General features: G+C 65.3%; 9 protein-coding genes and 1 tRNA gene. 3 read left to right on the top strand and 7 right to left on the bottom strand.

The window, feature by feature from the left end:
• Nucleotides 1-90: 90 nt before the first annotated feature.
• Entirely contained in the window at nucleotides 91-2,061 is a 1,971-nt protein-coding gene (locus tag NGM15_RS03805) for a glycoside hydrolase family 15 protein (protein WP_253435470.1), read from the bottom strand.
• Nucleotides 2,062-2,270: 209 nt separating this feature from the next.
• On the opposite strand from NGM15_RS03805, the gene NGM15_RS03800 reads away from it, so the two are divergent.
• Both NGM15_RS03800 and NGM15_RS03795 read left to right on the top strand, forming a co-directional pair.
• Nucleotides 2,271-3,236, top strand: a complete 966-nt coding sequence (locus tag NGM15_RS03800) for a TIGR03885 family FMN-dependent LLM class oxidoreductase (RefSeq protein ID WP_253435467.1) — start codon at nucleotides 2,271-2,273, stop codon at nucleotides 3,234-3,236.
• Between the two features lie 48 nt (nucleotides 3,237-3,284).
• Nucleotides 3,285-3,367: transfer RNA gene (locus NGM15_RS03795), tRNA-Leu, on the top strand.
• Between the two features lie 112 nt (nucleotides 3,368-3,479).
• Here NGM15_RS03795 and NGM15_RS03790 read toward each other — a convergent pair.
• Nucleotides 3,480-4,067, bottom strand: a complete 588-nt coding sequence (locus NGM15_RS03790) for an AsnC family transcriptional regulator (RefSeq protein ID WP_253435465.1) — start codon at nucleotides 4,065-4,067, stop codon at nucleotides 3,480-3,482.
• Nucleotides 4,068-4,301: 234 nt separating this feature from the next.
• Between NGM15_RS03790 and NGM15_RS03785 the strand changes: the two genes are divergently transcribed.
• Entirely contained in the window at nucleotides 4,302-9,455 is a 5,154-nt protein-coding gene (locus tag NGM15_RS03785; RefSeq protein WP_253435462.1) for a S8 family serine peptidase, read from the top strand.
• Nucleotides 9,456-10,294: 839 nt separating this feature from the next.
• Here the strand turns inward: NGM15_RS03785 and NGM15_RS03780 are convergent.
• The 5 genes from NGM15_RS03780 to NGM15_RS03760 form a co-directional block, all read right to left on the bottom strand.
• A complete protein-coding gene (locus NGM15_RS03780; RefSeq protein WP_253435459.1) occupies nucleotides 10,295-11,644 on the bottom strand; it encodes a CapA family protein in 1,350 nt (449 codons plus the stop codon).
• A 127-nt stretch (nucleotides 11,645-11,771) separates the two neighbouring features.
• Complete coding sequence (locus NGM15_RS03775) at nucleotides 11,772-14,192, bottom strand: alpha/beta hydrolase (protein ID WP_253435456.1); 2,421 nt, start codon at nucleotides 14,190-14,192, stop codon at nucleotides 11,772-11,774.
• Nucleotides 14,193-14,282: 90 nt separating this feature from the next.
• A complete protein-coding gene (locus NGM15_RS03770; RefSeq protein ID WP_253435454.1) occupies nucleotides 14,283-15,641 on the bottom strand; it encodes a neutral/alkaline non-lysosomal ceramidase N-terminal domain-containing protein in 1,359 nt (452 codons plus the stop codon).
• 152 nt (nucleotides 15,642-15,793) lie between these two features.
• Nucleotides 15,794-16,153, bottom strand: a complete 360-nt coding sequence (locus NGM15_RS03765; protein ID WP_253435451.1) for a hypothetical protein — start codon at nucleotides 16,151-16,153, stop codon at nucleotides 15,794-15,796.
• A gap of 105 nt (nucleotides 16,154-16,258) precedes the next feature.
• Entirely contained in the window at nucleotides 16,259-16,990 is a 732-nt protein-coding gene (locus NGM15_RS03760; protein ID WP_253435448.1) for a glutamine amidotransferase, read from the bottom strand.
• Between the last annotated feature and the right edge of the window lie 102 nt (nucleotides 16,991-17,092).

Here is a 17,092-nt window from a genome sequence, read left to right as displayed (position 1 = left end):
CCGCACTCGTCTTCTGCCGTACGTATCGTTCTGTTCGACGATACATTGCTGTCGACGCCGGCCGATTCCCGCGACGTACTGCCGTCACTGTCACCGTCGATCGTCTCTCCGCGGATCGTGGTTCAACTCGTCGGCATCGCCGTGAGCGCTCGCCAGGTAGATCGCGCTGTTGACGAGGCCGATGTGGCTGAACGCCTGCGGGAAATTGCCGAAGAGCTCGCCGGTCTCGGGTTCGATTCGCTCCGACAGCAACCCGAGCGGCGAGGCGTGCTCGAGCACGGTGTGGAAGATGTCCTCCGCCGCGTCGACCCGGCCGGCCAGCACGAGCGCGTCGACGAGCCAGCAGGTGCAGAAGACGAACGTTCCGTGGACGTCGGGGACGGCCTCGCTCCCCTTCGTTCGGTAGACCAGGCCCTCGTCGGTCGCGAGCTCATCCAGGACGGTGTCGAGCGTCGACGTCACCCGGGGGTCGTCCGGCGGGAGGAACCCGTACAGCGGGATCAGGAGACAGGACGCGTCGAGTGCGGTCTCCGTATCGAAGTGCTGGACGAACGACCCCGCGCGCTCGCTGTAGCCGTGCTCGAGGATCGCCTCGCGGACTGCCTGGCGCTCCGATCGCCACCGCTCGAGGGGCGCCTCGACGTCGTGATCCTCGGCGAGCGTGATCCCCCGCTCGAGGGCGACCCAGCAGAGGAGCTTCGAGTGGACGTAGTGACGCTGTTCGTCACGGTACTCCCAGATGCCGTGATCGGGCTCCGACCAGACGGAGCACACGTGATCGACCAGCGCTTCGATCGCCGCCCACTCGTCGTCGTCGAGGTCGCCGTCGTGGACGAGCGTCTCGTAAATCGCCTGCACGATGGCGCCGTAGATGTCGTGCTGGTTCTGCATCGCGGCCGCGTTCCCGACTCGAATCGGCGTCGAGTGGCGATAGCCCGAGAGCCCCTCGAGTTCGTGTTCGGTGAGGTCCGTCTCGCCGTGGACGCCGTAGACGGGTTGCATCTCACCCGGTGGCTCGGTGACGATGTCCCGGAACCACTCGAAGTAGTCCCGGGCTTCCTCGTCTCGACCCAGGTTGTGCAGGGCCTGTATCGTGAACTTCGCGTCCCGGATCCAGTTGTACCGGTAGTCCCAGTTGCGATCGGTGCCGTACTTCTCCGGGAGCGACGTCGTCGCTGCAGCGTAGATGCCGCCCGTCTCCTCGTTGATCAGGAGTTTGAGCACCAGTCCCGACCGGAGGATGTACTCGCCCCAAGGGGTGTCGTCGACGAGCGGAGCCGCGTCGTCGATCAGCGAGTCCGTCCAGGATTGCCAGTAGTCGACAGTCGAGGCGAGCGCGTTTCGACACGATGCGATCGACGCTGGTTCCGGTTCCGGCTCCGACTCCGGTTCCGGCTCCGGTTCCCGTTCCCCTTCGCCGTCGCGCTCGCCCATCCCGTACCGGAGACAGAACCAGACCTCGTCGCCCGCGACCAGCGTTCGCGTGCCGACGACGCGATCCTCGAGCGCGTTCGGTTCGAACTCGCCACAGACCTCGAGGACGAGGTCGTCCTGGCGCTCGATCCAGTCGGGGCTCGCCCTCGAATCGCCGGTCGCCAGGTAGCCTGTCTCCGTCCGGGAGACGGTCGTCGGCGCCTGGCCGTACTCGAACCGCGGCTCGAACTCGAGTTCGACTGTGAGCGTCCCGTTCGTACACCAGACGCGTCGGTAGATCGCGAGCTGGTCGCGGTCGTCGTGGTTCTGATTGCCATCGTGTTCGCGGTCGTCGTCACCCCAGACCGGCATGAAGTCCGTCACCTCGAGTTCCCCCGAGCGCGTCGAAAACGTGGTCTCCAGGACGTTCGTCCGGTCGCGGTAGGTTCGTTCGACCTCGTAGCTGTCCGTCGGCCTGACGGCGAAGTGACCGCCGCGTTCGTCGTCGAGCAGGCGGGCGAACACGCTCGGTCCCGCGGCGTGGGGGAAGCAGCACCAGTCAATCGACCCCGATCGATCGACGAGAGCCATCCGGTCGTCGTTGCCGATGATTCCGTACTCGGTGAGTGGCGTATATCCCATGCTCATCTGGTCCCTGTATCGGTCGTTCTTCGAAGCCGTCGCATCTACCCGACCCGTTCCACGACGTCTTGGATAAACGTGGCTCCTGAAATGTCTGCCCGCCCACCCACACGACTGGAACGGCCCCGGCCGTCGAATGCGTCCCCGACTTATACGGTCACCCTCGTTGAAACCGCACCCGTCTCGAGACGGTTCGCGTCTCCAGAGTGATCCACATGACTATCGGCTACCACGCCTCTCACGAGCAGTTCGCCCCGAGCGAGTTGCTCGAGTACGTGCAACGCGCCGAAGCGCGCGGCCTCGACCACTGTCTGGCCTCGGACCACTTCCACCCCTGGAGCGAGCGACAGGGGGAATCCGGGCACGTCTGGTCCTGGCTCGGCGCCGCCGCACAGGCGACGTCGATGACCTTCGGGACGGTCAACGCACCGGGCTACCGGTACCACCCCGCAGTGATCGCCCAGGCAGCGGCCACCCTCCGCGAACTTCACCCGGAACGCTTCTGGCTGACCGTCGGCAGCGGGCAGCTGCTCAACGAGGGTATCACTGGCGTCGACTGGCCGGTCAAGGACGAGCGCAACGCCCGCCTCCAGGAGTGTGCCGACGTGATGCGACGGCTCTGGGACGGCGAGGAGGTGACCCACCAGGGCCGGGTGACGGTCGAGGCGGCGAAACTCTACTCGCGCCCCGAGACCCCGCCGCCGCTCGTCGGTGCCGCCCTCTCGCCCGAGACCGCCGCGTGGCTCGCGGAGTGGGCCGACGGCCTGCTCACGCTCGGGACGCCCGATCACGACGCTGATGCCGAGCGCGTCCGGGCGTTCAAAGAGCGGGCACCGGACAAGCCTGTCTACCTCAAAGTCCAGCTCGCCTACGACGAGACGGACGAGGCCGCTCTCGAGGGCGCCTACGACCAGTGGCGAACCAACTGCGTGCCGGGGCCGGTGACCCAGCAACTCCGGACGCCCGGCGACTTCGACGAACTGGCCGAAGGCGTCGACAGGGAGCAGGTGGAGGAGAACGTCCGCGTCTCGGCCGACATCGACGAGCACGTCGCGTGGCTCGAGGCCGATTTCGACCTCGAGGTCGACCGGGTGTACCTGCACAACGTCACTACGAACCAGACGGCGTTCGTCGAGGACTTCGGGGAGCACGTGCTTCCGGCGCTCGAGGACGAGGGGTGAACGAAACCGTAGAGTATTCAAAGGCCACCTTCTTACTCGCTAGCGCGTGCGAGGGTAGCCAAGCGGCCAACGGCGGCGGACTCAAGATCCGCTCTCGTAGGAGTTCGTGGGTTCAATTCCCTCCCCTCGCATCGTAAGATGCGGAAGGTCCTGCGGCAGTGATCTTCCCTCGCAACAATCCTTCGGCTACGTCGTCACGGAGCGACGCCTATCGATTCGAGCCGAGGCGCACCTCCGGTCTACTTAGGCGCCTTCCTCGAGTCGGGCGTACCGCGTTTCGAATCGGTCCCGACAGGACGAACAGCAGAAGTGGTAGGCGTCCCCACCGATAGTCGCCGATTCGCCCTCGCTGTCGACGGTATTCCCGCACTCCGCACAGGTCAGCGCGAACGCGGTTCCGCCGAGCGACGGGCGCCACTCGACGTCGTCCATAAGCGTAACGCGATACTCCAGGTCGCCGTTTTCGAGCAACTCCTCGAGCCAGCGACGAACGTTTCGCCCCTCTGCACGGGCGTAAAACCAGACGTCACCTTCGGCGGTCACGAAGACGTGCTCGACCGCGTCGGCGTCGCCGATCCGCTCTCTGAGCGCGTCGACGTCCGCACCCACAACCTCGACCTGGACGAAGACGGGAACGCCTCCCTGGATCGTCGACCGGTCCACGTCGATCGTGAACCGGTTGATGACGCCGGCGTCCTGGAGGCGGGCGACGCGGTCAGAAACGGCGGGTCCCGATAGTCCGACCGTCTCTGCGATGTCGCTGAACGGACGACGAGCGTCTTCCCCCAGGAGGGACAGAATCTCCACGTCGATTTCGTCGATCGTGTGCATACTTCGTCTAGTGATTCGTTCCCTAATAGCGCGTCGATAGGGTGCTTTACTCGGGGTCTATACGTGTCCGACCCTACGCGGGAATCGCCTCGACTGTAGGCGGAGATAATTTCCTAAATACATCACTCATACACATATTATTTTTGGTGACTTTCATAAAACGACGACTGTACGTCTCTTTACTATTATCGGGTGAGGCGGGGTTCGTATGGTTCCCAGACCAGTCGATAACAGATGACAGAGCATCCCCCCAAAGGAGCAGACGAATCGCCATCCGTCGTTTCGAGGCGGCAAGTTCTCCAGGGAACGGCGGGTGCCGGTCTACTCGCACTCTTCCCGACGGCGAGTGGTACTGTCGACGAGACGACTGAAGTCGTCGTCCGCGCCGAGGACGTGGACGTTCCACTCGTCGCATCCGATTCCGTCGTCGACGAACTCAAGGCGACGGCCCAAAAGAGCCAGGCCCCCATCGTCGAGTACGTCGACGAAACGGACGGCCTCGCGGTGAAGAAACGCTTCTGGCTCGCGAACGCGCTCCTCCTCGAGGTCGATACCAGCGTCGTCGACCTCGAGCAGGTGACCGCCCAGGAGGGCGTCTCGGAGGTCCACCCCAACTTCCGCTACGAGATCCCAGAACCGGACGTCGGAACCGTTAGTGAGGAAACGGGTAACGTCACGTACGGCCTCGAGCAGATCGACGCGCCCGGGGCGTGGGACGCGTACGACTCGCGCGGCGAGGGCGCCCGAATCGCGGTGCTCGACACCGGCGTCGACCCGACCCACCCGGACATCGACCTCGAGTCCGACAACTTCGCCGAGTTCGACGGCGACGGCGAGCAGGTCGACTCGGAGCCCCACGATTCACACTATCACGGCACGCACGTGAGCGGGACGGTCGCGGGTGGCGACGATTCCGGCACCGCAATCGGCGTCGCCCCGGACGCGACGTTGCTCGGTGGACTCGTCCTCCCGGATGGGGGCGGGTCGTTCGCGCAGATCATCGGCGGTATGCAGTGGGCGGTCGAGGAAGACGCCGACGCGATCAACATGAGCCTCGGGATCGACGGCTACGTGGGCGAGATGATCGAACCGGTCCGGAACGCAGACCAGGCTGGTACGGTCGTCGTCTCTTCGTCGGGCAACAGCAGGGTCGGAACGTCCGGGTCGCCCGCCAACGTCTACGACGCCTTCGCAATCGGGGCCTCAGACGAAGACGAGGCCATCGCCGAATTCTCGAGCGGTGAAACGATCTCGACGGCGAACGACTGGGGGCACCTCGCGCCCGACGACTGGCCCGATAGCTACGTCGTCCCGGACGTGTCGGCGCCGGGCGTGGACGTAACCAGCGCGTTCCCGATCGACCACTCGAACGGGCCGTATCACGCCATCTCCGGGACGTCGATGGCGTCGCCCCACGTCGCGGGCGTCGTCGGTCTCATCAGATCGGCAGCCCTCGAGGAAGCCACGCCGGAGCGGGTGAAACGCGCCCTCGCCGCCACTGCCTGGAAACCCGAGGGCGAGTCGGACGACCCCGATATTCGGTACGGACGCGGAATCGTCGACGCCTTCGCTTCCGTCGGTCGCGTCGCCGCCGATAGCGGTGTCACCGGGACCGTCACCGACTCCGACGGCGCCCCCATCGACGACGCAACCGTCACACTCGACGGCTTCCCGGTCGAGACGAACGCCGACGGGGAGTTCCAGGTCCGGGCAATTCCCGGTACGTACGAGCTAACTGCCAACGCGTTCGGCTACACCGCCGACACCGTCACCGTCGAGGTCGACGACGGCTTTCACTCGGTCGATTTCACGCTCGGCGACAGCCTCGCCATCGCCGTCGTCGACGGCCAACCCGAGGGCCTCGAGGCCGGCGAGTCGTTCGACGTGACCGCGAACGTCGCTCACGTCGAATCGGTCACCGTCGAACAGGTCGGAGACTACGTCGGCCAGGCCTGGCTCGAGGTCGACGGTGAGGAGACCACGTTCGGCGAACGCGTCGACTTCGAATCCGCCCGCTCGGACGAAATAACGATCACCGTCGGGACCGAATCCGACGGCGTCGGCAACCTCGAACTCGAGTACACCTTCTCGGGGCTCGGCGACTCCGTCACCGTCTCGACGGGGCCGACGTTCGTCTACGACGAGCCTGTTCCGATCGGCATCGTCGACGCCGGGAGCGGCTACGCGGCCGACATCGAGACGATTCTCGCCGAGGCGATGCACCCTCGGTACCAGTTCGACCGCCTCGAGCCAGCGGCCGCCCTGGACGCAGCCGAGAGTCGCGAACACGAGGGGTACGTCGTGCAAAACTTAGGCGACGACGCGAACCTCGTCGCCGACTTTGTCAACGTGGCTTCGGCGCCCGAAATCGGTACGGTGTACCTCGACCAGTTCGGCGACGCGAGCGATGCCGTCTCCCAGGTGTCCGATGCGATCGGCGACCCGCGCGAGACGAACGAGGTCGCCGCCCAGGTGCCGTATCCGATCGCGTATCCGATCGAGTACGACATTTCGGCAGCACACCCCGTGTTCGAGGGAATCGCCGCCGAAGGCGAGAGCGTCACCATCACCGAACCCGATCCGGTCTCGGTCGGAATCGGCGTGTACTACAGCGGGTTCCACAGCTACTTCGAGGGGTACAGTGGTGGCGTCGCCGGCTCGACGGTCGCCTCGACGGCCGTCGCGTCCACCGAGACGGGCGATGGCCTCGCAATCGACGACCTCTCTCGAGTCGTCCACGCGTCGTCGCTCGGCCTCGGGACGTTCGTCGACCGAGACGCCGTCACCGACGCTGGACAATCGCTCCTGGGCAATCTCGTCGCTCACGCCGCCACGACGCCGCCGATCGACGTCGTCACCGCGCCGGCCGAACGGGTGGCTCCCGGCGAGTCGGTTACCCTCGAGGTCGCCGTCGAGAACCTCGAGGAACTGGAAGTCGGCGTTACTGGATTGCAGTTCCTGGACGAGGGTGACCTCTCGCTCTCGATCGATGGAGAGAGCGTCGCCTTCGACGACACGCTCGAGTACGACGCCTACGACGGGACGGTCGAGATAACGGTCGACACGTCCCAACGGATCGGCGAGTTCGCGATCAGTACCCGATTCGTCACGCTCGGCGAGCGTGGTCAGACGATCGAGACGGCGGCGACGTTCAGACCGACGACCGTCTACGAGTCGCCGCTGCGCGTCCCGGAGCAGGTCGACGACCTGCAGGCGGCGGTGGACTTCGTTCGCGAGGGCGACACCGTCGAACTCGCCGACGGCGTCTACGAGGTCGACGCACCGGACCGCGGCTTCCAGACCGGTCTGTACGTCGGCACCCCCGGAATCACGATCCGGGGCGTCGGCGGTGCGACGCCCTCGATTGTCCACGAACGGGACCTGCCAGGGCCGCGGATTATCCACATCGGCGCCGACGACGTTACGCTCGAGAACGTCGAGGCGAACGTGATCGACGGGGAGGTCGATTCGAAGAACGCCATCGGAACCGGCGTGCTCGCCGGTGATGGCACCAGCAACGTGACCATCAGGAACGTCACCGCGGCCGGGACGTTCGGCGTCCAGCTCCGCGAGACGGCCGATGCGCTCGTCGAGGACGTCACCGCGTTCGGGACGGTCGTCGGCGTCGGCACCGACTCCGGGTTCTTCGGCACCGTCAACGGCGCAACGATCCGGAACGTCACCGTGACCGACAGCCCCGACTACTCCTTCCAGGGCGGCGTCATCGTTAACGGCGCGACCCGCGTCACCGTCACTGACTGTCACCTCGAGCACGAGGACGGCGATCGGGCCGGTGTGGCGCTCTTTGGTCCCTTCGACGGCGGCGAGGACTGCCGTATCGCGAACAACACGATCGTCGGCCCCGACGAGGAACCCTACTCGGACGACCGGAACAACGGCATCTACGTCGACGGCGTCGACGTCGCGGTTGAGGACAATCACGTCGTCGACTCCCACACGGGGATTCGCGTTGCCCAGTACGGGTTCGGCATCGATCCGCCAGCAGTCAGCATCGAACGGAACACCATCGAAAACGCTGGAATCGGCTTCCGGCAGTTCGGCGACACGGCCCTGTTCGCGTTCAACGACGTCGAGGCAGCGACCGGTCTCGACCTCGGACCCGGCTACTTCGGCCTCGACGCCGACGCAGTCCTGGCGCGGTACAACGACCTCTCTGCCACCAACCTGCCGTTCCGCGGCGAGCCCGGCGACGGGTGGAACGCACCCGAAGGACCGTTCGACTGTCGCGAGAACTACCTCGGCGACCGAAGTTACGGCGATACGATCGTAGATGGCGACGTCGCGTACGATCCCTACCTGACCGTTCCGCCGGTGGAACTCGAGTCCACAGACGTGGACGCGGATGCAGGAGCCCTCGCCGTCGACGCACTCGAACCGACGGAAATCGCGACAGACCTGTCCCTCGATCCGGGTGGCTCGTACGCTGTCGGCTTCCCGGGGCCGACCGATCAGACAATCTACGACGTCCTCGGCGTCGACGGGTACGGCGAGTTCGCCGGCGAAATCGAGATGTGGAACCACGACGCCGGCAAGTGGAAGTCGGTCACCGGCGACGGGAACCTGCAGTACGCCGACACGCTCTACGCGTTCAGGGTGACGCCGGCAGAAGGTGTACGCGCCGAGGTCCACTTCCAGCGGGCGGACGACCCGCCGGTCGGACCGGACGGGACGCCGCCGGGTCACCGCGATTCCGACCTCGGGAAATCCCACCTCCAGGAGGGCTGGAATTTCGTCGCCGCGCCGACGTATGGCGACGAGGGAGACGTCTTTGAGATGGACGTCGTCGACTCGATCGACGACTCGCTGCACGCACCCGGTGGGCAAATCGGCAACGGCCAGAAGACAGCCTTCACCGGCTACCTGGTCGAGGCGACGGACGACCACTGGCTGGACGCCGGGATCACGGCGTACGACCCGACGATGACGGAACTCTACGAAGGTCTCGGTCTCGACCCGCAGATTCACGCAAATCCCGGCCCCTCGACTGATGCCCGTGGGATGGATCGGACGCTCGAGAGCGTCCTCGAGGCCCCCGGCGACGAGGAGACTGCCGTCGAGCGGGTAGCCGCCTTCGTCACGGAACGGCTCGCGACCGTCGACCTGGACGCCGACCTGGACGACGTACTCGAGGAGTTCTCGACGACGGCGGAGGCGACGGCCGCCGAGGCGCCGTCGGCGCACGCCGACCTCGTGGCGGAAGCGACGGATCTCGCGGCCGAGCGGGCCGTCCAGACGCTGATCCAGGGCGAGTTCCTCGACGAGGAAGGTGACGATACGACCGCTGATCGGACCGTGGAGTCACACGCGGACGACCGCGGGGGTTCGACGCTCTCAGGAATTGGACGGCCGGTCGCTACCGACGACTGAGCACCCGATTAAACGGGTCACTGCGGTGACTCCAATCGAACGAATCACCGCGGTGACCTCAGTCGAACCGCAGTCTACGGTAGTCTCCGTTGGTGCCGACACCCAGTCGCTCGTTGGCCCCGACGACGGCGCGGTTTTGTCGTTCCCTGTGCATTGGAGCGTGTTCGCCCCACGTTCGCGCGGAAACGCGGCTGCTCGCTCGATATCTGGCCAGATCCGTTCGAGGCAATTGCCGACGGTCTTTCGGTAACCCACTCGGACGATGCATTCCCTTCAGGACGACGAATCCAGTTCGTACGCTAACGTGTTTCTGCTATCGGCGTGGTGGGTCCGTCGCTCTTCGAGAACGGATTACTGGAGAAGTATATGTGTTCTATGATTTGCACCTATCTCTCCGTATTTTGAGATAGGATTTCTCATCCGACTCGAGACTCGAGACAACGAGAGGTCAATTGGACAGAGGGAACGTTATCGACGAGCGGCGTGTCGCTGATTCGCTCCAGCCGAACGTGATGATCCGAGGAATACGGCGATTGTCTGAACCGTCCATGAACGGATTCTGACGATAGATATAGGGAATGGTCCACGACGACCTGCCACATCGTATCCCGTTCGCCGCATCCAGCATTCGAACCGTAACCGGACCAATGGGCGTGTATCAGCGAGGGTTTTACCGTCCGAACGCCGGTCGGAGTGGTGTCCTCGAGATGTTCCTACTGTGCCGGGATCGAATCGAACTATCATCGTACAATCTATGAGAGCTATTTGATATTAGAGGCCTCTACCTCATTCGACTATGGCTGCCAGCATCGCCCCATATCGTCCGACAGTCGGCGACTTCACTCGCGGGCGGTTCGAGCCAGCAATCGCTGCGCTTCGTCGCGGATCTCCGGGGTCCGCCTGTCGATACCTTCGCCGGAGAGCACCTCAAGCGCCGTGGTCGTGAGCCACCGGTGGGACTCCGCCCGGATGACGTTCAACAGGACGAAGAGTTCCGCCCGTCGGGTTTCGGGATCCCAGATCGATCGCTGCAGTCGCAGGTCGTTCGGCGCCGAGCGCGCACGCGAGAGGTTCGCCCCGACGCCGGTGTGGAGCCAGTTGGAGTACCGCTCGTAGAATACCTGAACGGCAATTTCTTGCCAGTAGGCCTCGAGCGTCGCCGCGTCTGTGGTGATCTCGGCGAGCCGGTTGAGGTACGACAGGTAGTCCTCGCAATCTCGAGTAAGCCCGAGCGGGTGGACGACCCCGTCGACGGTTTCGGTCGGCACGATTTCGACGGCGACCGGCGTCGCTCCGTCGAATTCGACCTCCAGGACGAGTCCCCAGGAGGTGTTCTCCTCGTCGGCCATGCTGTCGAACAGGAAGTTACCGAGGCTGTAGAAGATCGTGCCGTCGCCGTACCGTTCCCAGCCCTGAGGGACGTGCGGGTGGTGCCCGACGACGAGGTCGGCCCCGATGTCGACGAACTCCCGCAGGAGTCCCTGGAGTTGAGGAGCCGGGAACGGGACGTACTCCACGCCGCTGTGGGCGACGACGATCACGCTGTCGTACTCCCGATCGGCCGCCCGGATGGCCTCTCGAGCGCGACGATCGGAGAACCACGCCGCTCCGTGGCCCCGTTCGTCGACGAGGTTGAACTCCCGTTCGCAGACGTTGACGATCGCGACCGACTCGTCGGGCCCGACCGCGAGCGGTTCATACGCTTCATCGGGCGTCGAGCCAACGCCCACGGTCGCGAGGTTTGCGTCGTGAAGCGCCTCGAGTGTCGTCACGACGCCCTCGGGTCCGTAGTCGCGGACGTGGTTGTTCGCGAGCGTGCAGACGTCGAAACCGACGTCCGCCACTGTCTCGGCCGTCCCGTCCGGGTTCTCGACGCACGGCCCGCTCTTGTCGATCGGCGTCGCCTCATCTGAGACGATGGGGGCTTCGACGTTGAGGATCGAGACGTCGGCCACGCCGATCCGTTCTCGAAGGGGCGACGACACCGTTCGTTCGGCGGTCGGCCTGGCGTCTCGATTGAGCGCGCAGTCGCCGGCGACGACCATCGACCAGAGGTCACCACCCCGTCGGTCGCGACCCGTTCCGAGGTCGACTACCGTGGCGAGGTCGTCGCTCACGACGGTCGAGCCTTCGACACTCGAGTCCTTCGAGCGGTCGTCACTCGTGCCACTCGAGGCTTCGTCACTCATCGGCTTCCTCGCTTCCCTGGCCAGCGGTTTCGGGATCGATTCGGAACCAGCTCTCGAGCGATCGGACGTCCATCGGCCCACCGGTTTTTTCGGCTCGACCATATACCTTTGCTCGAGCGCGGGAAGCTCAGGCCTGGTCGGTGATCCAGTCGAAGACGGCGTCTCGTCGGTCCGTAGAGAACGCCTCGGGCGACTCCTCCGGTCCGTCGCCGAGACGGGCTTCGTGGTAATCGAAGCTCAATAGGTCGTCCGGTGCTCGAATCTGGAGCGCCTCGGGCACCCCGTAGAGGTCGTAGACGGACCGGGCTTCGGAGACGCATCGAAGGACGTCCGCCTGGGGGTGGGTCCAGTCGAGCGACGGGGCCACCGCGAGCGTCGGTCGGGGTGCGATCAGTCCGAGCACCTCGTGGAAGTCGAACGGGACGCGCTCGGGGTCGTCCCGAAACAGCCCGAGGCGGGGTTGCAGCCCGTGCATGTGAGACAGCCGTCCAATCACCGCGTTGGCGCGTTCGGTTTCGGAATCGCTCGTCCGGAACGGCGCGAACCCACTGACCGAGGCGACGCCGGCGATGCGCTCGTCGAGGGCTGCCGCGTACAGGCCGACGGTGGCCCCGAGCGAGTACCCCAGGACGAAGATTCGGTCGTCGTCGATGCACTCGAGCGCCGAGAGCGTCTCGACGGCCGCCAGCGCGTCGTCGACCAGTTTGCCCATCTTCGACCAGTTCGGGTGACGCTCGTAGAAGTGCTCGCCCTCCTCGATCCGTGTGCCGAAGCCGAGCTGGTCGTACGCGTACAGCGCGAACCCGCGGTCGGTGGCTCCCTCGACCGGGACCTGCCCGCGCCCGTCCGCTCCGTACCCGGTGTTGTAGGCGTAGGGATGCAGCCAGACGATCGCGGGCAACTGTTCGTCCGGGCGGTCACTATCGGTCGACTGCGGATAGTAGAGGTCGCCCTCGACGCGTTCGCCGTAGGTACGCGACGGTGACAGCCACTGTTTCTCGACGCCATCCGGCGGGTCGGGTCGGCCGATGACGTCCGCGAGGTAGTCCGGTTTCCCGCCTCGACCCGCCTCCTCGAGCGAGGACGTAGGCGGGTCCGACGCGCGCGGCGGTCGCTCGCCGAGACTCCAGCGGAGTCGCTCTCGAAGAATGGGTTTTCGATCGACCCACGCCTCGACCGTCTCGGCTCGGTTACCATCGTCGTCTATCAGGGGGTCCTCGAGTCCGCGTTCGGGGAATTCGGCAACGTCGACGTCATCGACCGCCGTCCGACGCCACTCCTCGAACGAAAAGTCGTGGTAGAGCCGCGCCGGGTCGTCGTACTCGCCGAGTCCGAACGTGTCGTCGAAGAAGTCCAGGATCTGGTGAAGATCTCGCGTGGTCCTGGCGTGACGACCCTGGCGATACTGCAGGGCGAGTCGGTCGCCGGCGTCCAGGAGGTCGTAGACTGAGTTGGCAGATTGGTACACCTGCGCGACGGCCCACGCGCTCGTCGTCCGCTCGTTCAGCGCCGTGTGGAGCAGACAAGGGCGCGGCGCGACGAGCGAGACGAGGTGGTTGGCGTCGACAGGGAGGCGATTCTCCCGGCCCACGAAGAAGCGCCAGCGCGGGTGAAACCAGCTGCGCCGAAGGCGCGCGTGGACCGACATGTCCCCGGCGTAACAGTCGTCCCGATCGAATCGTGCTGGAACGACGGCGCCGCTCCCGGCGCTACAGGGGGCGACCGCGTCGATTCGTTCGTCGAACGCCGCGGCGATCAGCGACTGCTTGCCGTTTCGCGACGCACCCGTGATCGCGATCCGATCGTCGTCCGCCTCGGGTACCGTCTCGAGGTAGTCGACGACGCGATGGGCGGCCCACGCTCGCCTGGCGAGCAACTGGAAGTCGTAGTCGGGGTAGTACTCGCCGTAGTCGGCCGCGTCGTCCCGGGCGTCAGCCGCCGCGTAGACGACGGCCGCGTAGCCCCGCTGGAGGGCCAGCAGCGCCCACTTGCGGTGGTTCCACTGGGTCATGAACACCGGAAACGGCCCTGTCCCGTCCGGAACCATGAGTTCGAGGTCGAGCGTCAGGTCGTGGCCCGGGCCGAATTCGAGTCGGACGTCGCGTATCGTCGCTCCCTCCACGGTCCGAGAGTCGAGTTCGCTCGCCCGAACGTTTCCCGGCGCGGGGGGCATCCGTCCGTAAAGCCAGTACTCGAGCTGGTTCCTGTATCGATCTCGCTGCTGTTCCCACTCCTCGCTGGTCGTGATCTCGGCGCGACGTTCCGCTCCAGGACCGTACTGAACGAGGGGGTCGGGAAGCTCGGCGAGTGCCGGCAACCGCTCGAAGTCGGGCGGAAGTTCGCCCGTTCGTTCCTGCCACGCGAGCCAGCTGTCGTCCCGGTGAGAGAGGCGTGGATCGGAGCCGTACTCGTCGGCCTCGGGCGCGAGCAGGGGGCGCAGTTCCTCGAGGGAGTCCCGTCGTCGCTGTCTCTCCTGGGCAGACGATGGCTGTCCGTGGATCCGTTCGGGGTGGAGTGGATAGTCGTCGGCAGGTGTGTCTGCGGGCATGGGTCGTCTGGGTTCGCTGGGTACTGGTCGGGCTCGAGACTAAAGTCATTGGGTCGATTCATTCTATTGCACCTATTGCATCTATCGAACCTATTGTATTGTCCTCGAGCTGCGTACCCGCTCGCCGAGCGCCTGCGCGTGCTGTAGGATCCGTTCCTCGGCGTTCGAATCGAGTGGCCCCGAAAACGCCGACCGGCGGATCGCTCCCTCGCTCTCGTAGCCACCCTCGGCTCTCACTCTGGCCGTTGGCACGTACGTGAACTCGTCGTTCGCGTACCCGGCCACCCAGACCGGTCCCTCGAGGCGATCCTTCAGTTGAATCCCGTACTCGACGAGAACTTCGCCGCCGAGAGCCACCAGCGTGAGGTCGTCGCCGAAGCCGAACGCCTGTATCGGATACGGGTGTTCCGTTCGAATCGTGCCGGTCTCGTCGAGTTCGTCGAGGAGCGCCTCCGCGCGGACACGCAGGTGTCGCACGTCGCCTTTCCGCATCGCCTCGAGTTCGTCCCTGCTCGGTGGGTTCTCGAACTTGAGTGCACAGTCCTCGAAGCCGGTCCTGAGCGGTCCTCGAATCGGCCGTCTTCGGGATTCGATCGCCGCCCGGACGGTCGTGGCCATCGTGCATCCGTGGTGTTTCGCCAGGTCGACGTCACCGCGTGGATACGGATTCTGGTCGCCGGCACAGCCCAGGAGACAGAGGGCGGTGACCCCTGAATAGCGCTCCTCGAGGTACTGGCGGGCGAACCCGGCCCAGTCGCCGCAGTACTCCGTGAACGAGAGAGTCGTCGTGTGGCACGCGTAGCCGAACACGATGGCCGAAGGCGCCATTCCGTCGGTTCGATTGCCCCCTTCGTCGGGTTCGACGACGAGAACCGGAACCTCGTGATCGACCGGCCCGTCGGGGTTTTGCTCGTGGGCGATCCCGTCCTCGACCGGCAGTCGTCGATTCATCGCGAACCCACACCGGGCGTGACTGTAGCTGAGACGCACCGGCGCTCGGCCGTCGAGTGCCTCGCCGATTACGGTGACAAGTTCGTCCTCGAGTCGTTCGCGATACTCATCCGCGTTCGTTCGATACCGCTCGACGTCGTCGGCGTACATTCGCACCTTGAAATCCCGGAATTCCGGTCCGCAGTGGGTGTGCGTCGCCGCAAGTACGATAGAATCGGGATCGATACCGAAATTCGCCTCACAGCGCTGCGTGACGGCGTCTCGGATCGCTCTCGGGATGAACAACACGTCTGCGGAGACGATGGCCGCGAGCGTTCCCGACTCGTCCTCGAGCGCCAGTGCCGTCGCCTCGAGGTCGTGTTCGACGCCCGTGGCGGGGTCTTCGCGCTTCGCGAAGCCCGCCATCCACATCGGTTTCTCGGGCGTAATGACGCGGGTAGCGGTGCCGGCCCGCCACTCGTAGCCGCTCGAAGACGTATCGTGTGCGTCCCGTGGCATCGAAGATCGGTTCTCGGTTCGGTCCGATCCCATATGGATGTGGCGGCGTTTCGTGCCCGAAGCGCTCGAGGTGCTCGAAGCGTCGGAGCACTCGAGCACCAGTTACCGACTTTCGGAGAGCGCTCAATTCGGGGGCCAGACTTGAGCGACTGCTACTCCGACTGCGTGGAGGCACCCTGCTGCTCGAAGATCGACGCGATCTCCTCGGCAAATTCGACGGTCCGCTCTGGCAGTCCGTACTTCTCCTCGGAGCGATCGATCGCCCGCATCTTGTCGACGAACTCACGCCGGTGGTCCAGGTCGACGATGGTCTCACGAACGTCGAACGTTACCCTCCCGTCCTCGTCGGTCTCGAGCCACGCCTGGGTTCGTTGCTTCTCGTCGTAGGAGATCGTGTACGTCTCGTTGCCGATCACGTTCACGATGGTATCGAGATCACCGATCTCGAGGTCTCCCTCGTCGGTCTCGAGGTAGACCGTTTCGCCCTCGACGCGCGTTTCGTAGCGTTTCATACGTTGGCGTAGCGTGAGTCACGCAAAAGTACGTTTGGGTCGCCAGGTCGTGTGACCGATCTTCTTCTGGATCTGTGGATCGGGCGACCGTTCCCGACATTCTGGTCAGCCGGTGACGTCCTCGAGCAGTGCCTCCCAGAGGGTGGGAAGGCCGTCCCACTCGAGGAACGCTGGCGGTGCCCAGTGGGGCGCACAGTCGGTAGTGAACGCGAACGTTCGTCCGTCCCCGTACGAGCCGACGGCGAGCAGGGGATCGTCGCCGACCGTCGCCCAGACGTCTGCGTCGGCGTCGGCGACGACCCGGTTGTAGCCGAGGACAGCGGGCCACTCGTCGTCGAGGGTCGCTCCTGGAACCCCTTCGTTCGTCGGGCGCACGCCGGCCGGCGCCTCCACCCGGTCGTCGCCGGGACCGATCGAGACCGGCAGTACGTCGGCGAGCGCGGTGCGATCGTACCGCGCCTGGCCGTTGACGCCCGCGAAGCTCATGTAGCCGCCGATCATTCCCAGTCCGCCGCCGTCTTCGACGTACGACGCCAGCAGTTCACACCGATCGACGTCGACTTCGCCCCGTCGGACCTGCGGCGTGAGCTGGAGGGTGTCCGCGCCGATGTCGCTCAGAATCACGAGGTCGTACGTCTCGAGTTCAGCCCGCGTCCGAGGGAATTCGCGGGTCGCGACGTGACAGGGCTGGTAGGTCACCGACGCGCCCGCGACCTCGAGGGCTGCGACGAGGTGATCCGGCGCTTCGTCGTAGGACGCCCCGGTGAGGACGTCCTGTCCCTTGATCTCGAAGGTGAGCATTTGCCAGGACTCACCGGCGAGGAGTACGTTCGTCATTGGTCGCTCGAAACCAGGGAGCGTCTGTGTATCAAGCCACCGGTCGCCGGTTACCGCCCACCGGTCGTCCGTCACTGGCCATCGACGTCTGTCACCGTCCAC

Origin of the sequence: Natronosalvus halobius, from assembly GCF_024138145.1 — an archaeon.
Classification (GTDB): Archaea; Halobacteriota; Halobacteria; order Halobacteriales; family Natrialbaceae; genus Natronosalvus; species Natronosalvus halobius.
Note: the sequence above shows the minus strand (reverse complement) of the source record. Positions and strands in the feature narration are given on the sequence as shown.

Coding starts and splice junctions, on each gene's coding strand:
- NGM15_RS03805 (WP_253435470.1), bottom strand. CDS start 2,061: ATGAGCATGGGATATACGCCACTCACCGAGTACGGAATCATCGGCAAC.
- NGM15_RS03800 (WP_253435467.1), top strand. CDS start 2,271: ATGACTATCGGCTACCACGCCTCTCACGAGCAGTTCGCCCCGAGCGAG.
- NGM15_RS03790 (WP_253435465.1), bottom strand. CDS start 4,067: ATGCACACGATCGACGAAATCGACGTGGAGATTCTGTCCCTCCTGGGG.
- NGM15_RS03785 (WP_253435462.1), top strand. CDS start 4,302: ATGACAGAGCATCCCCCCAAAGGAGCAGACGAATCGCCATCCGTCGTT.
- NGM15_RS03780 (WP_253435459.1), bottom strand. CDS start 11,644: ATGAGTGACGAAGCCTCGAGTGGCACGAGTGACGACCGCTCGAAGGAC.
- NGM15_RS03775 (WP_253435456.1), bottom strand. CDS start 14,192: ATGCCCGCAGACACACCTGCCGACGACTATCCACTCCACCCCGAACGG.
- NGM15_RS03770 (WP_253435454.1), bottom strand. CDS start 15,641: ATGCCACGGGACGCACACGATACGTCTTCGAGCGGCTACGAGTGGCGG.
- NGM15_RS03765 (WP_253435451.1), bottom strand. CDS start 16,153: ATGAAACGCTACGAAACGCGCGTCGAGGGCGAAACGGTCTACCTCGAG.
- NGM15_RS03760 (WP_253435448.1), bottom strand. CDS start 16,990: ATGACGAACGTACTCCTCGCCGGTGAGTCCTGGCAAATGCTCACCTTC.